Genomic DNA, 17911 nt, shown 5'->3' with positions numbered 1-17911 from the left:
CCGGGCACAGAAGTTTGGCCACACCACCGACCCACTGTAGGAGCTGGCTAGCCCGTGCTCGCAGGGGATCTCGCTCAGAAGGCGTAGGTAGCGCCCAGGCTAAGCACTTCGCCTTTGATCTGGGCTTTTCCCTCTAGCGACGCGGCGCCAAGACGGTCAATGTTCTTGGTCTTGAGCTTGACACTTTGCACAAACTGCCGCGAATAAGCGCCGTCGATGCTCAAGCCCGGAATCGCCCGGATGTGGTAGCCAAAACCCAGGGACGCAAATACCCGATCACCATCCGGGATCCGTGGGTCGCGGGTGGAGTTGGGGGTTGGGGTCTGGTCAAATGCCACGCCGCTGCGCAGGGTGAACTCGTCGGTGAGGGCGTAGTCGCCACCGATGGCGTACGTCCAGGTGTTTTTGTAGTTGTACGGAATCGATACCAGGGTGCTGCCATCCGACTTCAAGGTCAGCGCCTTGAACGATGACCATTGGGTCCAGGTGGCACTCAGGCCCAGGGTCAAGCGCTCAGAAAACCGGTGGACCCAGTCCAGGGACGCATTGGCCGGGATGTCCAACTGTGCCGAGGCATTGGCACCACCGGGATACAGATGCAGGCCCGGATAGGCCAGTTCGACCAGGGTCTTGCCATCGAGTACCGGGGTGGTCATCAGGTCCCTGGAAAGTGCATCGGCATGGATATTGTATTTACCCTCCAGCTTGTTACTGATCTTGGCGTGGTAGTTCAGGCCGAAGGTGTCGTGCAACGTCGGCTTCCAGGCCATGCCGGCAAACCAGCCCAGGGAGGTGTTGTCGACCTTGACCCGCATCAAGGCGCTGCCCTGGCCCGCCGGAAAGGGAATGTTGCCCAGGTCCGGCGACTGCGCGGCGGCGGCATACAGGTCGACGTTCTGGCTCACGAAGCCTTTGGTGTGCTGCACAATCGCACCGCCGCCCACGGCAAACTGCTCATTGACCTTGAACGATAACGAACCGGTCAGGCCCACGGTTTCGATCTTGGTGTCCACCGCAAAGTCGCGGCCTTTCCAATCTTCGTCCCACGTCGTGCGTGCGCCCATGGGCACCACTTGGCTCAGGCCGAAGGCAAAGCGCTCGTTGAGCGGTATCACCACAAAGCCGCTCGGCACCCAGGCGTCGAAGCCGCCTTGGCCACCGTTGCCGGTACGGGGGGTGGACGTCGTGAGGCCAGTGTCCGGGTCGAACACCGTGCTGGACGCCGGATTGCCCATGTAGTCATGTGCCGAGCCTTTGTATTTGATGTCGATGTCGGCGTAGTTGAGGGTGAACTGCGAGATGCTCTGGTCAATGAATGCCATCGCCGCCGGGTTGTTGTAGGCCGCCGAGGGATCGTTCTGGAACATCGCCCCTCCACCGAACGCCCGCCCCCAGCCGGCAGTACTGGCCGTCGGCGTCATGAATGCGCCCGCCTGGACCTGACTGCCCCCGGCCATCAGCCCAGCCCACATTGCCAGGCCGAGACATACCCGGGCCTGCTGCTTCTTGTCACTCATGCTCGACTCCTTTTTGTTATCCGCCGTACAACAGGCGCCTCTATCGAGGCGCCTGCCTTTCACGGGTGATCAGCCCTTTGCACCAGAGAGTGAGTTGCTCACGGCCCTACGCTGAGCGTCGGCACCCTGACGCTCAGGGATTGGACGGCGCAGTTGCCGGACAGCGGTTGGTTTTTACCGGTCAGGGTGCGGGTCGCCTGGTCCCATTCACCATTCAACGTACCCGCGCCGCAGTTGGATGCCGGGAATGCCACGGTCCAGCCCACGTTTGACACGGTGCCAGTGCCGGTGCCGGTGCTCGCGTTATAGCTGGTGGCGGTCAACACCCAGCCAGGAGACGGAATGTTTTTCAGCTTCGGCAGATTGCACAGGCCACCGCCGGTCAACGTGGCCGACGTCACGGTGGCGACACCACCGCTGACATTGCCGCCGAACACGATGCCGCACGAAATGGGAGCTCCCAGGGAAGATGGCGACGTTACAACAATGGTGCCTGGATCAGTGGTAAACGGGCCTTCCGGGGTGATCGACACAGCGCTGGCCATGGAAGCTGCGCCAAACAGCAGAGCAAAGGAACTTATACAAACGAGGGTCTTCAAGCTTTTCATTATTTTTCCTCACATAAATAGCGAACTAAGTCGCCGGGATAATGGCCATGATCAAGCGCCCACGGTAAACCGCAAGACGCTCTTTCCAGCCAAATTCAAATTCAACTAACGATATACTTACACTTGTTTAAGCAACAACTTCCCGAGTCAAAGCCGCATTGAGTCCGCCGTAATGATTAATCGGCAGATCACTAAAAGCCAAACTTTGCGCAGGTGTAACTTAAAATCCTTGCGCGCCTCAACTGCCATGCCTGCCGCACTAAAAACCAAGGCATAGACACTGAGCAAGGACACAGCCATTAAGTAAGTTTCAATTTAAAATTCTTTTTCAAAATTCGTATTAAATAATCTACCTGAAAAAACGCCGCACACCAGAGGGCATTTTCCATTTGCGACTAGTCCTACGAATTAGCTGTGTATGCAGTAGGAAGCCCCATTAAAACGGACACTTCAATACGTGGGTTATATGTAGAAGGACTTATACGCCGGCCTGCGCATTACCATTGGCCGCACATTTGCGCACAAAGTCTTGTACCCCGTCACAGGGCAATGCTTTGCTGAAATACCAGCCCTGGATAATCAGCTCTGCCCCGGCGTGGCCCCTGCCCGACTGCACGAAGGCCAATTGCTCGGCCGTTTCCACCCCTTCAACCACCACTCCCAGGTTCAGCGCTTCGCAAAAGCGCAACATGCCGATCAATACCTGGGCGCCCTTGGGGTCCTGCTGGGCCACGACAAAGCTGCGGTCGATCTTGATGTAGTCCACCGGGAACTGGTGCAGATAACTCAGCGCGGAAAACCCGGTGCCAAAGTCGTCGATATAGACCTTGGCCCCAATGCCCTGCAGTTTTTCGATCATCTGCCGGGTCATCTGAATGTCGCCCACCAGCGCATCCTCGGTAATCTCCACCGACACCTGGCCGTTGGCCTGGGACAGGATTTGCACCAGTTGCCGGCCATACGCCGGGGCGGTCAGGGTGGCACTGGAGACATTGATAGTGATCGGCAGCGCAAAGCCGATTTTCTGCCACTTCAGGTATTGGCGTACGGCCTGGGAGGCGACCCACAAGTCCACGTCAGGCATCAACCGGGCCTGGGCCAGCCACTGGAGGAACTCCCAGGGCGAATGCACCTTGCCTTGGCCATCGCGGGCCCGCATCAGTGCTTCGCAGCCAGTGCACAGGCCCGTCAGGGAGGACACCTGGGGTTGGTACTCCAGGTAGAACTCGTAGTCGCTGATCTGCTGGATCCTGCTCAATTCAATGGCCTGGCGTGCCAGCGCCTTGTGCGACGCCAGCACCGGGTCCAGTTCCAGCAGGCGGCCTTTTTCTTCGAGCCCGTGAAAGGTCATGTCAAATGACTTGAGGTAAACCGTACCGCCCTCTTGCGCCTGGCGATGGATCGCGCGCACGTAGGGCGCATAGACGAGCGTGCCCAAGCCCAGCAGCACCAGTTGCAACGCCACCGCAGCCAGGTCGCCCTGGGTGCTCAAGTAGGCATTGAGCAGCACCGGCGCGGTAAATGGCACGCTGGCCACCGCAGGCGATACCCAGCCGGCCTGCACCACCAGTAACGCCAATACCGTGTTGATCACCGGCACGGCTAAAAAGGGTATGAACAGGCGCGGGTTGAGGATGATCGGCAAGCCGAACAGCAACACCTCGCTGACGTTGAACAGTGACAGCGGCAGGCTGGCCACTGCCAGCAGGCGCATGGATTGGGTCTTGGAAAACAGCAGGATCGCCAGCAACAGGCACAGGGAACCGCCAGCCCCGCCAATAAAGGCAAAGCAGCCCAGCAGGCCGCCGTTCAACAGGTACAGGATCGGCTCCCCCGCCGCCAGCGCCGTGCTGTTGAGCACCACGGCCTGGTCCAGTGCGTCAAACAGCGGTTGCATCGCGTACACACCATGGATGCCAAAAAACCACAGCAGCGAGTTGATCGCCGTGACAAACATCCCGCTGCCATAAGGCGACTGCAACGCATCAAGCATTACCGGGCCCTGGAACTGCACCACATGGGGTACCTGCAACAGCAACGACAAGATCACCACCAGCAGCAATGCGGTGATTGCCCCTGGCACCACCATGTTGACGGTGCCCTTGAGGTTGTGCCCCACCAGGTCTTCGTTGACCAGGCGGGTCCAGCGCCACCGATGCAGCCAGGCAATCGCCGGGACATTGATCAGTGGCGAAGCAATAGCAATAAACAGAACGAAGGTTGCCGACGCCCGTGGATAATCGCGCAGGACAAAGGTCGCAATGACCACATGCGCCAGGCACAGGAAGGCCACCGGCAACTGTGGCAAGCGGTGCTGGATCGCCAGCATATAGCCGATGGAAGCCGCCACCAGCAGCGGCATCACTGAACTGATCTTGGCATGCAGGCCCGCCAGGAAGGCCACCAGCGGCGGGGGAAAATCGAGGATACGCGCACATTCAGACAACAGCAGGAACCCTGCCGAAACCAGCAGGCACGGCAAGATCCATAGCAAGCCTTCGCGGATGGCCCGCAGCGACTCTGTGCTCGCCAAAGCCGCCAGGCGCCGGGTGAAGAAGAGTTTGAACAGCGTTTGCGCCATGATTATCTCCTTGCCCTGGGGCCATCCCAGCGGGGCCAGCCCCTCGACCAGAGTCTTCAACGATGGCTTAACGCTACACGTGCAGGCCGCGAAAATGAAAGGACTTTGCCGCGTCTGGCGGCGATGCGCCGTCTTGCGGGGCCAGTTGGCGTGCAGACAAGGGTGTAATTTCCTACGCTTTTTGAAACAATAGTGCGCTTACGGGCCTTGCGCCCACGCGTCTGGAGCAGGTTTTCGGAACCAACTGCAGCCCGCACAGGTCATCAGCTTCGTGGGTCTGTCGACCCCCAGGCCGGTATCGAACGACTCGAGCCACGGACCACTTTTACACCCAAGGGGTCGCTACGCCGACTGCCCCAGGGATCTCAGGGAGATGTATTGAACATGCAACGCAGGATTTCAAATCGCGCACGACCTCTGGTTTTCACTGTAGTGCTCTGGTTGTGTGGGGTCGCCGTACTGTTTTTGATCAAGGCCGCGGTCGAAGCCGTCGAAGGGCCTATCAGCAAAACCTGGGTCGACTTGACCCTGGTGCTCGCTGCGTACCTGTTTTTCTTTATGCTCGATCCGCTGCAACAGTGGACGGCCAATCGCCTGCGTAAACGCGCCCGCCGCAAGAGCCGCTACGAACAAGCCTCGTCCTGAGGTCGGGCAACCTGTACTGCTGGAGTAACCCCTTGTCTGAACCTGGCGAAAACCTTCGGCTTGCCCTGGATATTTTCCTGGAGCAGCGCCCCGAGCTGCGCGCCGAACTGGACACGCTGAACCCCTTGGCCGCCCAGGCCAAGCGCGAAACCATGGCCCAATACCGTGCCGAACGCCTGCACGAAGCCTTTGAGGCCGAGGCCGAGGCGCAGAACCTGTTCGCCTGGGAGCTGACGCTGCAGCTGATCAGCCAGTCGCCGCAGGAGTTCGAGACCAAGCGCCTGGAAGTGCATAAGGAAGTGGCCCAGATGGCAGGCCTGGAGTGGGCTGAGTACTGTCAGTTACATGGCCTGGCTGACCGTAGCGGGTAACCTTTGCGGGCAGCGAAAACGGCATCGCGTCGCGACATCACACCATTGCCAGCGGATGCTTGCGTATCGGCGCACCGAATACCCGGTCGATGGCGTCCAGGTCATGCTCGTCGAGCACCAGCCTGGCCGCCGCCGCGTTGAGGCGCACGTGCTCGGGGGTTACGGCCTTGGGGATGGCGATAACGCCGTCCTGGCGCAATACCCACGCCAGGGCAACCTGGGCCGGTGTCACCCCATGGCGACGGGCAATCTGCTTGAGGGTGGGGCTGGCCAGCAGCTGGCCACCCTGGGCGATTGGGCAGTACGCCATCAACGGCAGGTTGTGTTGTTGCCACCAGGGCAACAGGTCGAACTCGATGCCGCGTTGTTCGATGTTGTAGAGCACCTGATTGGTGGCGCAGGCAGGTGATGCCAACTCTTGAAGGTCCGAGACGTCGAAGTTGGACACACCCCAGCGCCCGATTTTGCCGGCGTCACGCAGCCGTTCAAAGGCTTCAACCGTTTCTGCAAGGGGGTATTGCCCGCGCCAGTGCAGGAGGTACAAGTCGATGTGGTCGGTACCCAGGCGCTTGAGGCTGGCTTCGCAGGCGCGGGGAATCCCGGCTTTGCTGGCGTTGTGGGGGTAGACCTTGCTGACCAGGAACACCTGCTCGCGGCGCCCCTGGATCGCCTGCCCGACCACTTCTTCAGCACCGCCCTCGCCGTACATCTCGGCGGTGTCGATCAGGGTCATGCCTTCGTCGATGCCCAGTTGCAGCGCAGCGACTTGTGCCGTTCGCTGTCCAGGGTCTTCACCCATACGCCAAGTGCCTTGGCCGATGACCGGAACCGGGGTACCCGCCAGATCGATGGTGCGCATGCCAACCTCCAGATAAGTGTGCGTTGCCCTAATGTGGCACTGAGCGGGCTGCGGGGTTCAATGCAAATCCGTGGGCATGCCCCGAAACGCACTGGGGCTGAGCCCCGTCCAGCGCTTGAACGCCCGGCGAAAACTGCGTACGTCACTGTAGCCGACCTCTTGGGTAATACGCTCGATGGACAACCCGGGGTTGCCCAGCAGCCCCATGGTGCGGGAGCGACGTACCTGTTCGAGCAAGGCTTCGAACGTCAGCCCATGGTCGGTCAGGCGCCGGCGCAGGGTGCGCCCGCTCATGTTCAGGTCACGGGCAACTTTTTCTAGCTGGCTGCCCTGCAAGTCGCGGGAAATGGCGCGCTCCACCGCCTGGATCAGGTCCATTTTGCGGTGCAGTTCGGCACTTTCCAGTTCCAGCAGGCCAAGGGCCTGACGCAATGCCAGGGCATGGTGGTTGGGCAACGGCACATCAAGCCACCGGGTCTCCAGGACCATGCGGTTATGCAGGCAGCCAAAGCGCACATCGTCACCGAACAAACGCTGGTACTCGCCGGCATACACCGGCGGCGCATGCATGAATTCCATGCGCAATGGCTTGAACTCGCTGCCCACCAGGGTGCGACCGTAGATCATGAGGCTGGCGAAGAACTCCTCGGCGGCAAACACCTGGACCTCGGCATAGGGCAACAGGCATTCGACATCCACCATGACCTCCTGCGCACCTTCATGGGTGCGTGAGGTGGCGATACCGCCGGAGGTGTGTTGGTGGCGCTCGCCCACGGCAAAGGCATCGCGCAAGGTCTTGCACAACGAGATGACATGCCCCAGCAGGCCCAGGGTGCCCAGCACGTTCTGATTGCCGACACACAGGCCCAGGCCCTGCTCGGGCAGGATCTTGAGGGCACGCTGGATCATCGCCACCGCCTGGCGATAGGAAATGCGTAGCGCCGGGTCTTCCAGGTCGGCCAGGGTAAACCCCAGGCCACGGCACAGATGCTCGGCATTGGCGCCCTTCTGCGCCACGACCTGCCCCAGGGTCTGCAGGAGAAAAGGCGACACCAGCGCCAATTCGTAGTGTGGATCAACGGTTTTGCTGTGCATGGATCTGCGATTCCCGACTCTATGCCCGGTTATTGTTTTAGAAACATCCTGACAATCATAGGTGCTTGCAAGGCTCGCCGCACTCTGAATGAGCGGTGTCCGGCAAAGCCCCCTTATGTGGCCGCCAATACCCTGCCCACTGGGGCGCCAAGGGCTTATTTGTATGGGCCAGGCCCCGGTGAGGGCCGACCTTCCAACAATAATAATGAGCCCAGCCATGAACCCAACCCGCGCGCTTGCCCCCCTGCCCCTTGCCCTGGCCCTTATCAGCCTGCCGACCCTGGCCACGGAGGGCGGCGTGGACAATATCGGTACCGGTACCGATGGCTTTTACATCCTGCCCCTGGATGTCGATCACCTGCCGGACCACATGTTCGCCTTCAACCTTTACTACAACCACTATGAAGCGACGAAACTGGACATCAGCTCCCTGGGGGGCAAAGTAGCGCAGGTAAAGATCCGCTCGGACGCGATCATCCCGCGCCTGGACTACCTGAGCCCGCTGCGGGTGTTTGGCGGGCGGCTGGGCGGCTACATTGCCCAGCCATACCTCAAGCAACAAGTGGCGCTGTTCGGCATGTCGGACCAACGCGAAAGCATGGGCGACACCACCATCGCGCCGATCATCCTGTGGGACCTGGGCACAAACCTGACCCTGGGCGCCGCCGTGGAAATCACTGTGCCTACCGGTGAGTACGATGCCTCGCGCCTGGCCAACACCAGCAACAACTTCTACACCTACAAGCCGCTGGTGTCGGTGACATGGCTACCCAACGAGCGCACTGAACTGTCGATCAAGACCACCTACAGCTTCAACCAGGAAAACCACGACACCGACTACCGCTCCGGGCAGATTTTCCACTTCGACTACTCGGCCAGCTACAAAGTGAGCGACAACGTCAGCCTGGGCATCAATGGCTACTATCTCAAGCAGACGACTGACGATAAGCAGTACGGGCGCACTGTCACCACTATCTACGGCGAAGACGTCGACGATGGGGTGCGGGGCCAGGTGTTTGCGGTGGGGCCGGCGGTGTACTTCACCTTTCTCAAGTACGCCAGTGCGGAGATCCGCTGGGCCAAGGAATTTGATGTAGAGAACCGGCCGCAAGGCGACATGTTGTGGGCCAAGTTGACGATCCCGTTTGCGTTGTAGCCGCCCTGCAACAAGGCCTTTGCCACAGGCCGGTTCCTACACAGGCGTGCGCAGTTTCAACCCGTGTAGACCGGCCAGCTGTCGACAATTTTGCCGCCGCGCACCGCCAGCAGATCGCCAAACTGCAACAGCACCGACTCAGTCTGAGTCGGGCGCAAGAACACCTGATCGTCGATGTTTAAGCCAACCCCCGGCGAACCATTGACCATCTCCTGATTGGAGCTGCGGCCATATAAGCCATTACTTTGCAGCCCCAGGGGCGACTCGAACTCAGCCATCCAGTTACCGCCATAGATAAAGAACGTCGCGCGCTGGTTGCGATCCCACCAAGACAACAACCGGGACTTGTCATCCAGCGCCGGGATGTTGACCGCGCCGGTGCTTTTGAGCACCGGCGTGGCGATGTAGGCCGCCGGGACGTGCTCGCTGAGGGAGGGCAAATCATAATGCGTCGGTTTGAGCATGGCGGTGCCCACAGAGACTTCGCTGCTCAACTGCTCCTGCTCATGCATCCCATAGCTGGGGCTGCCAGCGGTATTGAGCGTCAGGCCATCACGCCACAACGCGGCAAACTGCTGGCGGGTAAAGTCGACAAAACCGTGGTAACGCTGCATGACCTTGTCGAACAACGCCTGGGGCGAGCCCAGGATACCCGGCACGCCCATGCCGACAAACGGGTCATAGCCCATGAACCCTGCAAACTCCAGATGCTGGGGATGCGCACTGATCAGTCCGAGCATCTGCCCCAGCACTGCGTTGTCGCTGATACCGCCGCGATGCAGGCCCACATCCAGCTCGATATTGATCCGCAGCCGTGTGCCCAGGCCCTGGGCCAGCGCCAGGTATTGCTGCAGGCGCTGTGGCGTATCCAGCAGCCACTGCAATTGCCGGGCGGGGTCGAAAGGCCCCTGGTGCCCTTGATAAAACAGCTCGGCAGAACGCACCGGCAACGGCTTGCCCAGCAGGATATCGGCGTCGGGGAACACCTGGGCATCATGGTTCAGAAAGGGTTGGTGAAACGACATCAGGCGCTGTGTGCCGGCGCGCTGGGCAATGTAGGCCAACAGCCCCGGCGCAGGCAGGGATTTCTCCACCAGCCGCAGGTGCTTGCCGCCGCGCCGCACTGATTGCATCACGATGTCGATGTTGTGATCCAGACGATCCAGGTCAATCAGCAACACCGGACGCATCGGCCCATGGGCCTTGAGCTGGTGGTTCAACTGGCGAAAATACGCGCTGTACGGCGCGCCCCGATCAGCCGGACGCAGCAGCGCCGCGCCCGCCACCAGCAAGGCTCCGGCGCCGAGGGTGCCGGCCATGAAGTTTCTGCGGTTCATCAGGCAACTCCCAGGATGGATGACAGGTGCGCGTTGAGGAACTTGCCGCCGGGATCGAGGGCCTGGCGCACCCGCGCGAACTCATTCCAGCGCGGATACAGGCCCTGCAAGGTGCGGGCATTGAGGCTATGCAATTTGCCCCAGTGCGGCCGGCCGGCGTATTTCCAGAAGATCGGCTCGACCGCAGCGAAGAAGTTGTGATGGTCCATGGTGTAGTGCTGGTGCACCGAGATCGAACAACTGTCGCGGCCTTCAAACATGCTCAGGGGAATATCGTCGGCCTTGACGTAGCGGTACTCGATGGGAAACCAGGTACGCAGGTCCTTGTCGCGGATCAACTTGAGGATTTCCCGCAGGCAGGCCGGGCCATGTTCGGCGGGCACCGAATACTCCATCTCGTTGAAACGCACATTGCGCACGTTGGCGTAGACCTCGAACGATTCGGCCACCCGGTCCTGGAAGCTGGCGAAATAGCGCAGGCTGTTGAGCAGTGTGCGGCGGGTTGCGGGGAAGTCGCTGGCATATTTGTCGAGGTTTTCGATTATCGACACGAACTCATTGCCGCCCACCTCTGCCGGGTCGATTGGCGGGGTCGGGGCTTCGCTGGTTTCGTTGAGGGCGATGGACAACGCGTAGTCGGAATGGGTCACCACCAGCATCTCCCAGTGCTGGTTCTCCCGGGTGTTGTTTGCCACGTCCTCCAACAGCTCCTCGGTGCGGGCGATCCATTGGCGCTCCCGCAGGCGGTAAGGCGTGCGGTTTTGCATGCGCACGCGGGTGGCCACGCCAAGCGCGCCCAGGGACACACGGGCGACGTTGAACACCTCGTGCTCACGCCCAGCGTCGCACTCCAGCACCTCGCCCTGGGCCGTCACCAGTTGCAGGCCGGTGACACCGGCGGAATACGAGGTAAAACCGACCCCGGTGCCATGGGTCGAGGTGGAAATGGCGCCGGCCAGGGTCTGGTAGTCGATATCCGCCATGTTCGGCAGCGCCTGGCCGACCGCCTTGAGCGCAGGCCCCATACGGGACATGGGCGTACCGGCGGCAAAGGTGGCTTGCAGGCTGCCGGGGTCGTGATCGAGCAAACCATTGAAAAAACTCAGCGACAGTAACGTGCCATCTGTCGGTACCAAGGCGCTGAATGAATGGCCCGAACCCACCGGGCGGACCTTGCCCGGGGCGTGGCGGATGACCTGCACCAACTCATCCAGGTCCTTGGGCGCCAGGCGCTCCAGGGGCAGGCAGGCTTGTGCACCCGACCAGTTGCGCCACGGGATCAAGCGCGGCGCCCGGGCCAACTGGGCCAGCGCCGGGTTGCTGCTGATTGCCAGGAACGCGCCGACTGCGGCCGAACGCTGCAACAGTTGCCTGCGTGAAAGCACCATCACCTACCCCATTATTATTGAATGTGAACACCGGCCATGAAGCTGATCAGCCCCAGGAACTGCTCCTCGGAACACTGCATGCACAGACCCATCGGCGGCATGCCGTGGTAGCCGTTGAGGGTATGGTCCAGCAGCGTGTCTGCGCCCTGGGCAACACGTGGGGCCCAGGCCTGGCTGTCGCCGGTCAGTGGCGCGCCGGATGCAGGGTTGGCGTGACAGAGTTTGCAACTGGTGTCGTAGAGCCGGGCCAGCGCCAGGTCGGTGGGCACGGCGTTGCTCGCCGTGGCGGGCGGGGGATGTTGCGGTTTGTCGTTACAGGCTGACAGCAGGCCCAGCAAGGCCAGCAGCAACCCCATGCGACGGGGGGTTGTAGACCACATAGCCACCCTCTCTTGTTGTGTGAACAGCAGGGTTCACACTAAGTCAGTGGCGGCGCGGTGTTGAGGGTATTGGGGGACACAAAGGGGGGCTTGGGCGGACAGGGTCGGGCGACCGGCGCTCCATCACAGACCGCCGGCGCCCGCGACAACTGGCTTAGAACGCCAGGCCGACCTTGAAGCCGTACTCATCGCGCTTGAGCTTGGTGTTATCGGCTACTTCGGAATCCTCATCGAGCTTGTACTCGGTGCGGGTGTAATACAGGCCTGCCATCACTGGCAGGTCGCCGTTCTGGTTCATCAGCAGGCTGACTTCGGCGTAGGGATTGGTGCGGTCCTTGAGGTCCACGGTGTCGCTGCCGATGCCGTCGACCTTGAGCTTGGCGCGGCCGTCGAGGGTGTGGCGCGCACCCAGTTCGACGCGCATGGTCATGCTGTCGAACTGATGGTTGTAACCCACCGCCGCCTTGGCAAACGGCGACTTGCTGGTGAGTTTCATGTCGTAGTCGCCAGAGTCCGGCTCATAACGGGTCCAGCTGTAGCCACCACCGACCAGCACATCGACGAAGTTGCGCGCATCCAGGGCGGCGCGCCAGCCCAGGTCGAGATCGGCCTGGCCGTCTTTGAGCTTGTTGTCACTTTTCTTGCCGAACTTGGCGTCTACACCGGCCTGGTAGATGAAGCCGGATTCGGCAGTCAGCTTGTTGCCGAAGTTATAGAACAGCCCGGCTTGCGGCATATGGTCCTTTTCGCTTTCGCTACCGCCTTCGAGCTTGAAGTCGTTGTAGCTGCCCAGGATACCGAAGGTGGAAATCGGGTCGGTGGACGGTGCAGCAAAGACCACGGCCGGCGCGGCAACCAGGGCCAGGACCGAAGAATTCTTGAGGATTTTTCCGAATAGTTTGGACATCGTTTTACATCTCCTTTTGAGGTGGGCAAATTATTCAGGAATCGGTTCGAACCCCCTGTTTTGCAAAAGGTTCGATTTAATTTGCCTTGGATTCGGAGGTAAAACGCTTCAGCGAAGGCTCTAGATCAAGCCTCTATACAAATTCGCATCAAGTCTGGGCCAATATTTGCGCCAGTCGCAGGCGTAGTTGCGGGTGTTCGGGTACGCGCAAACCAAACGCCTGCTGTAGCAGCGCCAACAGTTCGTCGACATCGCTGATCGTGCGTTTCTCGCTGTCGCGGCCCAGGTGATGAACCGCATAGTTGCCATTGTTCAAGGTGCGGCGCAGCCCCGGTGCGATCAACGCCACTTTCAACTGCCTGCGAAATGGCGAGTCGGGGTGAGTGGAGACATACCAGTTGCCCACTTCATAGTCGTAGTGCGACTGCGACTGCAGGTCGAACACGTACAGCCCACGCCACTCCTCGCCTACCTGGGCCCACAGGGTGTAGCTGCCGGCATTCAAGGTCAGGCGATAGGGTTCATGGGCGGTGGCCTGTGGCGCCAGGTTGTCCAGTTGCAAGGGGCTGCTTGGCACCATGCCACCAAACCCGACATCGCTGATGTAGCGCACACCCTCAAGGGTCACCAGGCTCAGGCGATGGGTGCGCGCGGTATGCGCATCAGGCGGCCCGCCGATCACCACCCGACCGGTGATTCCTCGCGCCTCGAAGCCCAGCTCTTGCAACAAGGCCAGGAACATCTGGTTCAGTTCATAGCAATACCCCCCCCGCCCGTCGAACAGGACTTTTTGCTCGATGCTGGCCAGGTCAAGGGGCACCGGCAGGTGTGACAGGACCGAGAGGTTCTCGAAGGCGAAGGTACTGACATGGCGCAATTGCAACTGCGCCAGGGTCGCCAATGTGGGCGCGGGCGGGGTGTCATACCCCAGGCGTTGCAAGTACAGGCGGCTGTGGGTCAGGCTCGGTGAATCCTGGGACATGGCGCGATCCTTGGGCGCGGGGCGAAGGTTCCACTAATACCCGTAACCGTTGCTGCTGCCAATACTGATCTGTGGCAATGAGTCGTAGGGATGTGGCACAAACTTTCTGAACCTTTCTGAACCTAATTGCATCAACTCCATATCAAAACAGGGAGGCAATATGGGCACGGCAACGATCTACACCATCCACTACAGGCTGCACGGCGAACCCAAGTCCTTTGTGGTGCGGGCGGAGGTGATGAACAACGCCGAGGCATGGCATTGGGCCAGCTGTGATGCGGGAGTGGCCCATGTCGGGCGTATTGGCCGTCCTGGCCATGAGCGCACCAAGAAGACTACCCGGCCATGGGCGGAGAAATACGGCATCACAGAGGTTACTTGGCTCGCGCCCAAGCATTTGTAGGGGATGGTTTGTCGGCGACGGGCAATAGCTAAAGGGCCTCATCGCCGACAAACCGGCGCCTACAGTTGTGGGGGCTATTTGGGTTTCAGGTTGCCCAGGGGGTCATAGGCCGGCTGCTTGCCGGCTTTATGCTGCTTGTCCCGCGGGGCAATGGCCGGGCCGACGGGGTCAACCTGCGGGTCGGCCACGTCCGGGGAGTCTGGATCAAAATCCAGGTCGTGCTGGTCACTGGCGTGTTCCGAGGAATGCGGGCCAGCGGGCTTTTTCGATTGTTCAGTCACAGCCATCTCCTTCGCTTTGCTCACGATGCACACACTTCTTAGAGAAAACCCCGACCGCCATCGTTCAACTTTCTCACGCCCGTCGACAAACCGTGAGAAGATGCCGCGCCGCGCAATACCCCTACTTAGCTCATGGAGACTGCACCCCGCATGTTTGAGATCAAACCTGTCGATCCGCAAACCTATCGCCAGCAGACCCGCCGCAGCACGTTGATCGTCGCGGTGATCTTCATCGCCCTGGCCATGTTGTTGTCGAGCCTGGCGGTGATGTTGTTTGGCGAGCCTGGCGGCGACAACTTTCGCTTCAATGTCGGCGGTGTGGTGGCGGGTGTGGTGCTGACCATCGCCCTGGTACGTGGCCCGCTCTGGTCACAGGCTTGGCTCGCGCCGGCGATCTATGGCTGGCAGCTCAAGCGCAGCCTGATGCGGGTGACCAATGTGATGCACAAGGTGACCGAGCGGGTACAGGCCAACGATCCGACAGCGATGAAGCTGCTGCGGTTCTATCACCTGGGGCTGACGCAAATGCACGAGCTGGACGCCAATACCAGCGCCCAGGCACAACTGGTCGCCGAGGTCGAGAAACATAAGGCGCAGATGAAGGCGCTGGGGATCAAGGCCGAGCAAACACGCCTGGATCCAGCGTGGTTGAAGGCCTTGAAAGACAACTGATCGCTAGCCGCTCTCGGCGGCAAGCGGGTCAGGCGCAGATCGCGCTAAGGTCCAGGTGCCCGTCCTTGAGTGGCGGGCACCAGTAGTAACCACCGGTCAACGGCGTGCTGATGCGGTACAGGCCGTCGACAATCCCGTCTTCCAGGCCGCTCATGCGGCGCAACTGGGCTTCAAAGGCATCGAAGGAATGGCCGAACGCGAGGAACATCAACCCCGCCTGGCCGTTTTCGGCCCAGGGCATGGAGCGGCGCACCACAAAGGCCTCGGGGGTGAAGCTCTCCTGGGCGGTGCGCTTGACGTGGGCCGACTCGGGGGCGTCGTCCAGCTCTTCGTTATCGCCATGGCGACGCCCGATGATGTGATCACGCTCCTCGGCCGGTAAGGCGGCGAACCCGTCCAGGTCATGTTGCCACTGCTGGATCGCGGCAAAGCTGGCGCCGCTGCCGGCGACGGCGGCTTCGATTGCCGCGTCGTCGTGGGGGTTTTCGGTGCCGTCTTCGTAGTCGGTCAGGTCAAAACCGGTCTTGTAGCGGAAACCTTCAGTCATCTGCACCAGGCGAAACGCCGGCGCCAGGGCCTTTTCAAAGGCCCGGCTGCGCAACAGCAATTCACCACGGTCTTCACCATGCAGCCAGCACCACAGCGCCTGCTGGGTGGACGGGTTGTTGGCACCCGGCGCCGAAACGTGTGGGAAGCTGCGCAGCCCTTCGATGCGAGCGCCGAGTGCATTGACCAGCGGCTCACCCAACCCCACCACCACTGCCGAGTCGGCCAACTGTACCAGCGCGTCGAGCGCAGCCGGCACCGCGTCGATGGACTCGATGGCAAAAAACAGATGGCGTGCCTGCAACGGCACCGGTGCGGCAAGAATGCCCGGCTGGTACTGACTCATATGAACTCCTTCAAGAAAGCCGCGTAGTTTACCCGGCACCGCCCCACTGTGCGTAGGGAAATACGTGTAAGCCTTGCAACAGAGCCCTCGGATGGAGGAATCTCTGACTCAAGCTGTGCAACCACTCCAGGGGTAGCGACATGACCACCAATCACCTGCTTGCCAATCTGTTTCCCACCGCCAATGACATTCCCGAGCAATTTCGCCTCGCCGCCCCCATCGAACAGCGCGACTACCTGGTCGACGGCCAGTTGCGCATCTGGAACGGTCCCTTGGCCCAGGTGCGCAGCCCGGTCCAGTTGGCGGGCGCTGACGGCGACACGCCAGTGATTATCGGCAGCACGCCCTTGCTGGACGCCGAAACCGCCCTGCTCGCCCTCGACGCCGCAGTGCGGGCCTATGATCGTGGCCAGGGTCAATGGCCTACGATGCGGGTGGTCGAGCGGATCCAGCATGTCGAGGCGTTTTTGCGGCGCATGCGCGAACAGCGCGATGCCGTGGTGAAACTACTGATGTGGGAAATCGGCAAGAACCTCAAGGATTCACAGAAAGAGTTCGACCGCACCTGTGACTACATCACCGACACCATCAACGCCCTCAAGGAGCTGGACCGCCGCTCCAGCCGCTTCGAGCTGGAACAGGACACCCTGGGGCAGATCCGCCGCGTGCCCATGGGCGTGGCGCTGTGCATGGGCCCTTACAACTACCCGCTCAATGAAACCTTCACCACGCTGATCCCGGCGCTGATCATGGGCAACACCGTGGTGTTCAAGCCGGCCAAGCTCGGCGTGCTGTTGATCCGCCCGTTACTGGAAGCGTTCCGCGACAGTTTCCCGGCCGGGGTCATCAATGTGATCTACGGCAGCGGGCGGGAAACCGTCAGTGCGCTGATGGCCAGCGGCAAGGTGGATATCTTTGCGTTTATCGGCACCAACAAGGCGGCCAGTGATTTGAAGAAGCTGCACCCGCGCCCCCATCGCCTGCGTGCAGCCCTGGGGTTGGATGCGAAAAACCCCGGCATCGTGTTGCCAGAGGTCGACCTGGATAACGCAGTCAACGAAGCACTCACCGGTTCGCTGTCTTTCAACGGCCAGCGCTGCACCGCATTGAAAATCCTGTTTGTGCATGAGTCAGTGGTCGAGCGCTTCATCGAGAAATTCAACCAGAAACTCGCCACCCTCAAGCCGGGCATGCCATGGGAGGACGGCGTCTCACTGACGCCGCTGCCGGAAGTGGGCAAGGTGGATTACCTCAACGGCCTGGTGGCCGATGCCGTGCAACACGGGGCCAGGGTGGTGAACGCCAACGGCGGTGCCAGCCGTGGCTCGTTCTTCTACCCGGCGGTGCTGTACCCGGTGAACCCGCAGATGCGCGTGTATCACGAGGAGCAGTTCGGCCCGGTGGTACCGATCGTGCCCTACCGCGACCTGGACACGGTGATCGACTACGTCCTGGAATCGGATTTCGGCCAACAGCTGAGTATCTTCGGCACCGACCCGGCACACGTCGGGCGCCTGGTGGACACCTTCGCCAACCAGGTGGGCCGGATCAATATCAACGCCCAATGCCAGCGCGGCCCCGACACGTTCCCGTTCAATGGCCGCAAGAATTCGGCCGAGGGCACGCTGTCGGTGCATGACGCCCTGCGGGTGTTCTCGATTCGCACCCTGGTGGCAACCAAGTTCCAGGACAACAACAAAGCACTGATCAGCGATATCATTCGCGACCGGGCGTCGAGCTTCTTGACCACCGACTATATTTTCTAAACTGCTCCCATGTCGGAGCGGGCTTGCCCGCGATGCAGGCGCCTCGGTGTATCAGTTGCTCCGGGGTGATG

18 protein-coding genes are annotated in these 17911 nt (G+C 60.9%); 6 read left to right on the top strand and 12 right to left on the bottom strand.

Going from position 1 to position 17911, the window contains the following annotated elements:
* Positions 1 to 74: 74 nt before the first annotated feature.
* The 3 genes from HBO19_RS07760 to HBO19_RS07750 all read right to left on the bottom strand — a co-directional run bounded on the left by HBO19_RS07760 (position 75) and on the right by HBO19_RS07750 (position 4706).
* The gene (locus HBO19_RS07760; RefSeq protein WP_170057215.1) at positions 75 to 1517 is read right to left on the bottom strand and encodes an outer membrane protein transport protein; all 1443 of its coding nucleotides are present in this window, start codon (positions 1515 to 1517) and stop codon (positions 75 to 77) included.
* Positions 1518 to 1615: 98 nt separating this feature from the next.
* Complete coding sequence (gene praB / locus HBO19_RS07755) at positions 1616 to 2125, bottom strand: alkane oxidation protein activator PraB (protein ID WP_169953093.1); 510 nt, start codon at positions 2123 to 2125, stop codon at positions 1616 to 1618.
* A gap of 478 nt (positions 2126 to 2603) precedes the next feature.
* Positions 2604 to 4706: an EAL domain-containing protein gene (locus tag HBO19_RS07750; protein ID WP_170057214.1), complete on the bottom strand. Its 2103-nt coding sequence runs from the start codon at positions 4704 to 4706 to the stop codon at positions 2604 to 2606.
* A gap of 432 nt (positions 4707 to 5138) precedes the next feature.
* Between HBO19_RS07750 and HBO19_RS07745 the strand changes: the two genes are divergently transcribed.
* Together HBO19_RS07745 and HBO19_RS07740 are read left to right on the top strand one after the other, a co-directional pair.
* Entirely contained in the window at positions 5139 to 5351 is a 213-nt protein-coding gene (locus HBO19_RS07745) for a hypothetical protein (protein ID WP_346266482.1), read from the top strand.
* A gap of 32 nt (positions 5352 to 5383) precedes the next feature.
* Positions 5384 to 5722, top strand: a complete 339-nt coding sequence (locus HBO19_RS07740; RefSeq protein WP_169953087.1) for a DUF6388 family protein — start codon at positions 5384 to 5386, stop codon at positions 5720 to 5722.
* Between the two features lie 37 nt (positions 5723 to 5759).
* Here the strand turns inward: HBO19_RS07740 and HBO19_RS07735 are convergent, their stop codons facing one another.
* On the bottom strand, positions 5760 to 6581 hold the full coding sequence (locus HBO19_RS07735) for an aldo/keto reductase (protein ID WP_169953085.1): 822 nt from the start codon (positions 6579 to 6581) through the stop codon (positions 5760 to 5762).
* A 57-nt stretch (positions 6582 to 6638) separates the two neighbouring features.
* Positions 6639 to 7676: an AraC family transcriptional regulator gene (locus HBO19_RS07730; RefSeq protein ID WP_170041262.1), complete on the bottom strand. Its 1038-nt coding sequence runs from the start codon at positions 7674 to 7676 to the stop codon at positions 6639 to 6641.
* A 217-nt stretch (positions 7677 to 7893) separates the two neighbouring features.
* Here HBO19_RS07730 and HBO19_RS07725 point away from each other — a divergent pair, with 217 nt between their 5' ends.
* Positions 7894 to 8832: a transporter gene (locus tag HBO19_RS07725; RefSeq protein ID WP_170057213.1), complete on the top strand. Its 939-nt coding sequence runs from the start codon at positions 7894 to 7896 to the stop codon at positions 8830 to 8832.
* A 56-nt stretch (positions 8833 to 8888) separates the two neighbouring features.
* On the opposite strand, the gene HBO19_RS07720 is transcribed toward HBO19_RS07725, so the two are convergent.
* From HBO19_RS07720 to HBO19_RS07700, 5 genes are all read right to left on the bottom strand, one after another.
* Positions 8889 to 10100, bottom strand: coding sequence for a DSD1 family PLP-dependent enzyme (locus HBO19_RS07720; RefSeq protein WP_170057425.1), 1212 nt, complete (start codon positions 10098 to 10100; stop codon positions 8889 to 8891).
* 68 nt (positions 10101 to 10168) lie between these two features.
* Entirely contained in the window at positions 10169 to 11497 is a 1329-nt protein-coding gene (locus tag HBO19_RS07715; protein ID WP_170057424.1) for a D-arabinono-1,4-lactone oxidase, read from the bottom strand.
* A 74-nt stretch (positions 11498 to 11571) separates the two neighbouring features.
* Positions 11572 to 11937, bottom strand: a complete 366-nt coding sequence (locus HBO19_RS07710) for a c-type cytochrome (protein WP_169953079.1) — start codon at positions 11935 to 11937, stop codon at positions 11572 to 11574.
* Between the two features lie 154 nt (positions 11938 to 12091).
* A complete protein-coding gene (locus tag HBO19_RS07705) occupies positions 12092 to 12844 on the bottom strand; it encodes an outer membrane beta-barrel protein (RefSeq protein WP_170057212.1) in 753 nt (250 codons plus the stop codon).
* A gap of 148 nt (positions 12845 to 12992) precedes the next feature.
* A complete protein-coding gene (locus tag HBO19_RS07700) occupies positions 12993 to 13826 on the bottom strand; it encodes an arylamine N-acetyltransferase (protein WP_169953075.1) in 834 nt (277 codons plus the stop codon).
* Between the two features lie 160 nt (positions 13827 to 13986).
* On the opposite strand from HBO19_RS07700, the gene HBO19_RS07695 reads away from it, so the two are divergent.
* Entirely contained in the window at positions 13987 to 14229 is a 243-nt protein-coding gene (locus HBO19_RS07695) for a DUF6555 family protein (RefSeq protein ID WP_169953073.1), read from the top strand.
* Between the two features lie 74 nt (positions 14230 to 14303).
* Here HBO19_RS07695 and HBO19_RS07690 read toward each other — a convergent pair whose 3' ends face one another.
* Positions 14304 to 14510 (bottom strand): DUF6021 family protein, encoded by a 207-nt coding sequence (locus tag HBO19_RS07690; protein WP_346266481.1) that lies wholly within the window; start codon positions 14508 to 14510, stop codon positions 14304 to 14306.
* 150 nt (positions 14511 to 14660) lie between these two features.
* On the opposite strand from HBO19_RS07690, the gene HBO19_RS07685 reads away from it, so the two are divergent.
* Positions 14661 to 15182, top strand: coding sequence for a DUF3087 family protein (locus HBO19_RS07685; protein WP_170041256.1), 522 nt, complete (start codon positions 14661 to 14663; stop codon positions 15180 to 15182).
* Positions 15183 to 15210: 28 nt separating this feature from the next.
* On the opposite strand, the gene HBO19_RS07680 is transcribed toward HBO19_RS07685, so the two are convergent.
* Positions 15211 to 16074 carry a Dyp-type peroxidase gene (locus tag HBO19_RS07680; protein WP_169953067.1) on the bottom strand — a complete coding sequence of 288 codons (864 nt, stop codon included), beginning with the start codon at positions 16072 to 16074 and terminating at the stop codon, positions 15211 to 15213.
* A gap of 140 nt (positions 16075 to 16214) precedes the next feature.
* Here HBO19_RS07680 and HBO19_RS07675 point away from each other — a divergent pair, with 140 nt between their 5' ends.
* Positions 16215 to 17840 (top strand): NADP-dependent glyceraldehyde-3-phosphate dehydrogenase, encoded by a 1626-nt coding sequence (locus HBO19_RS07675; protein WP_170057211.1) that lies wholly within the window; start codon positions 16215 to 16217, stop codon positions 17838 to 17840.
* Positions 17841 to 17911: the final 71 nt, after the last annotated feature.

Origin of the sequence: Pseudomonas sp. WS 5021 (assembly GCF_012985535.1) — a bacterium.
GTDB lineage: Bacteria > Pseudomonadota > Gammaproteobacteria > Pseudomonadales > Pseudomonadaceae > Aquipseudomonas.
This window is presented reverse-complemented; position numbering and strand designations above follow the sequence as displayed.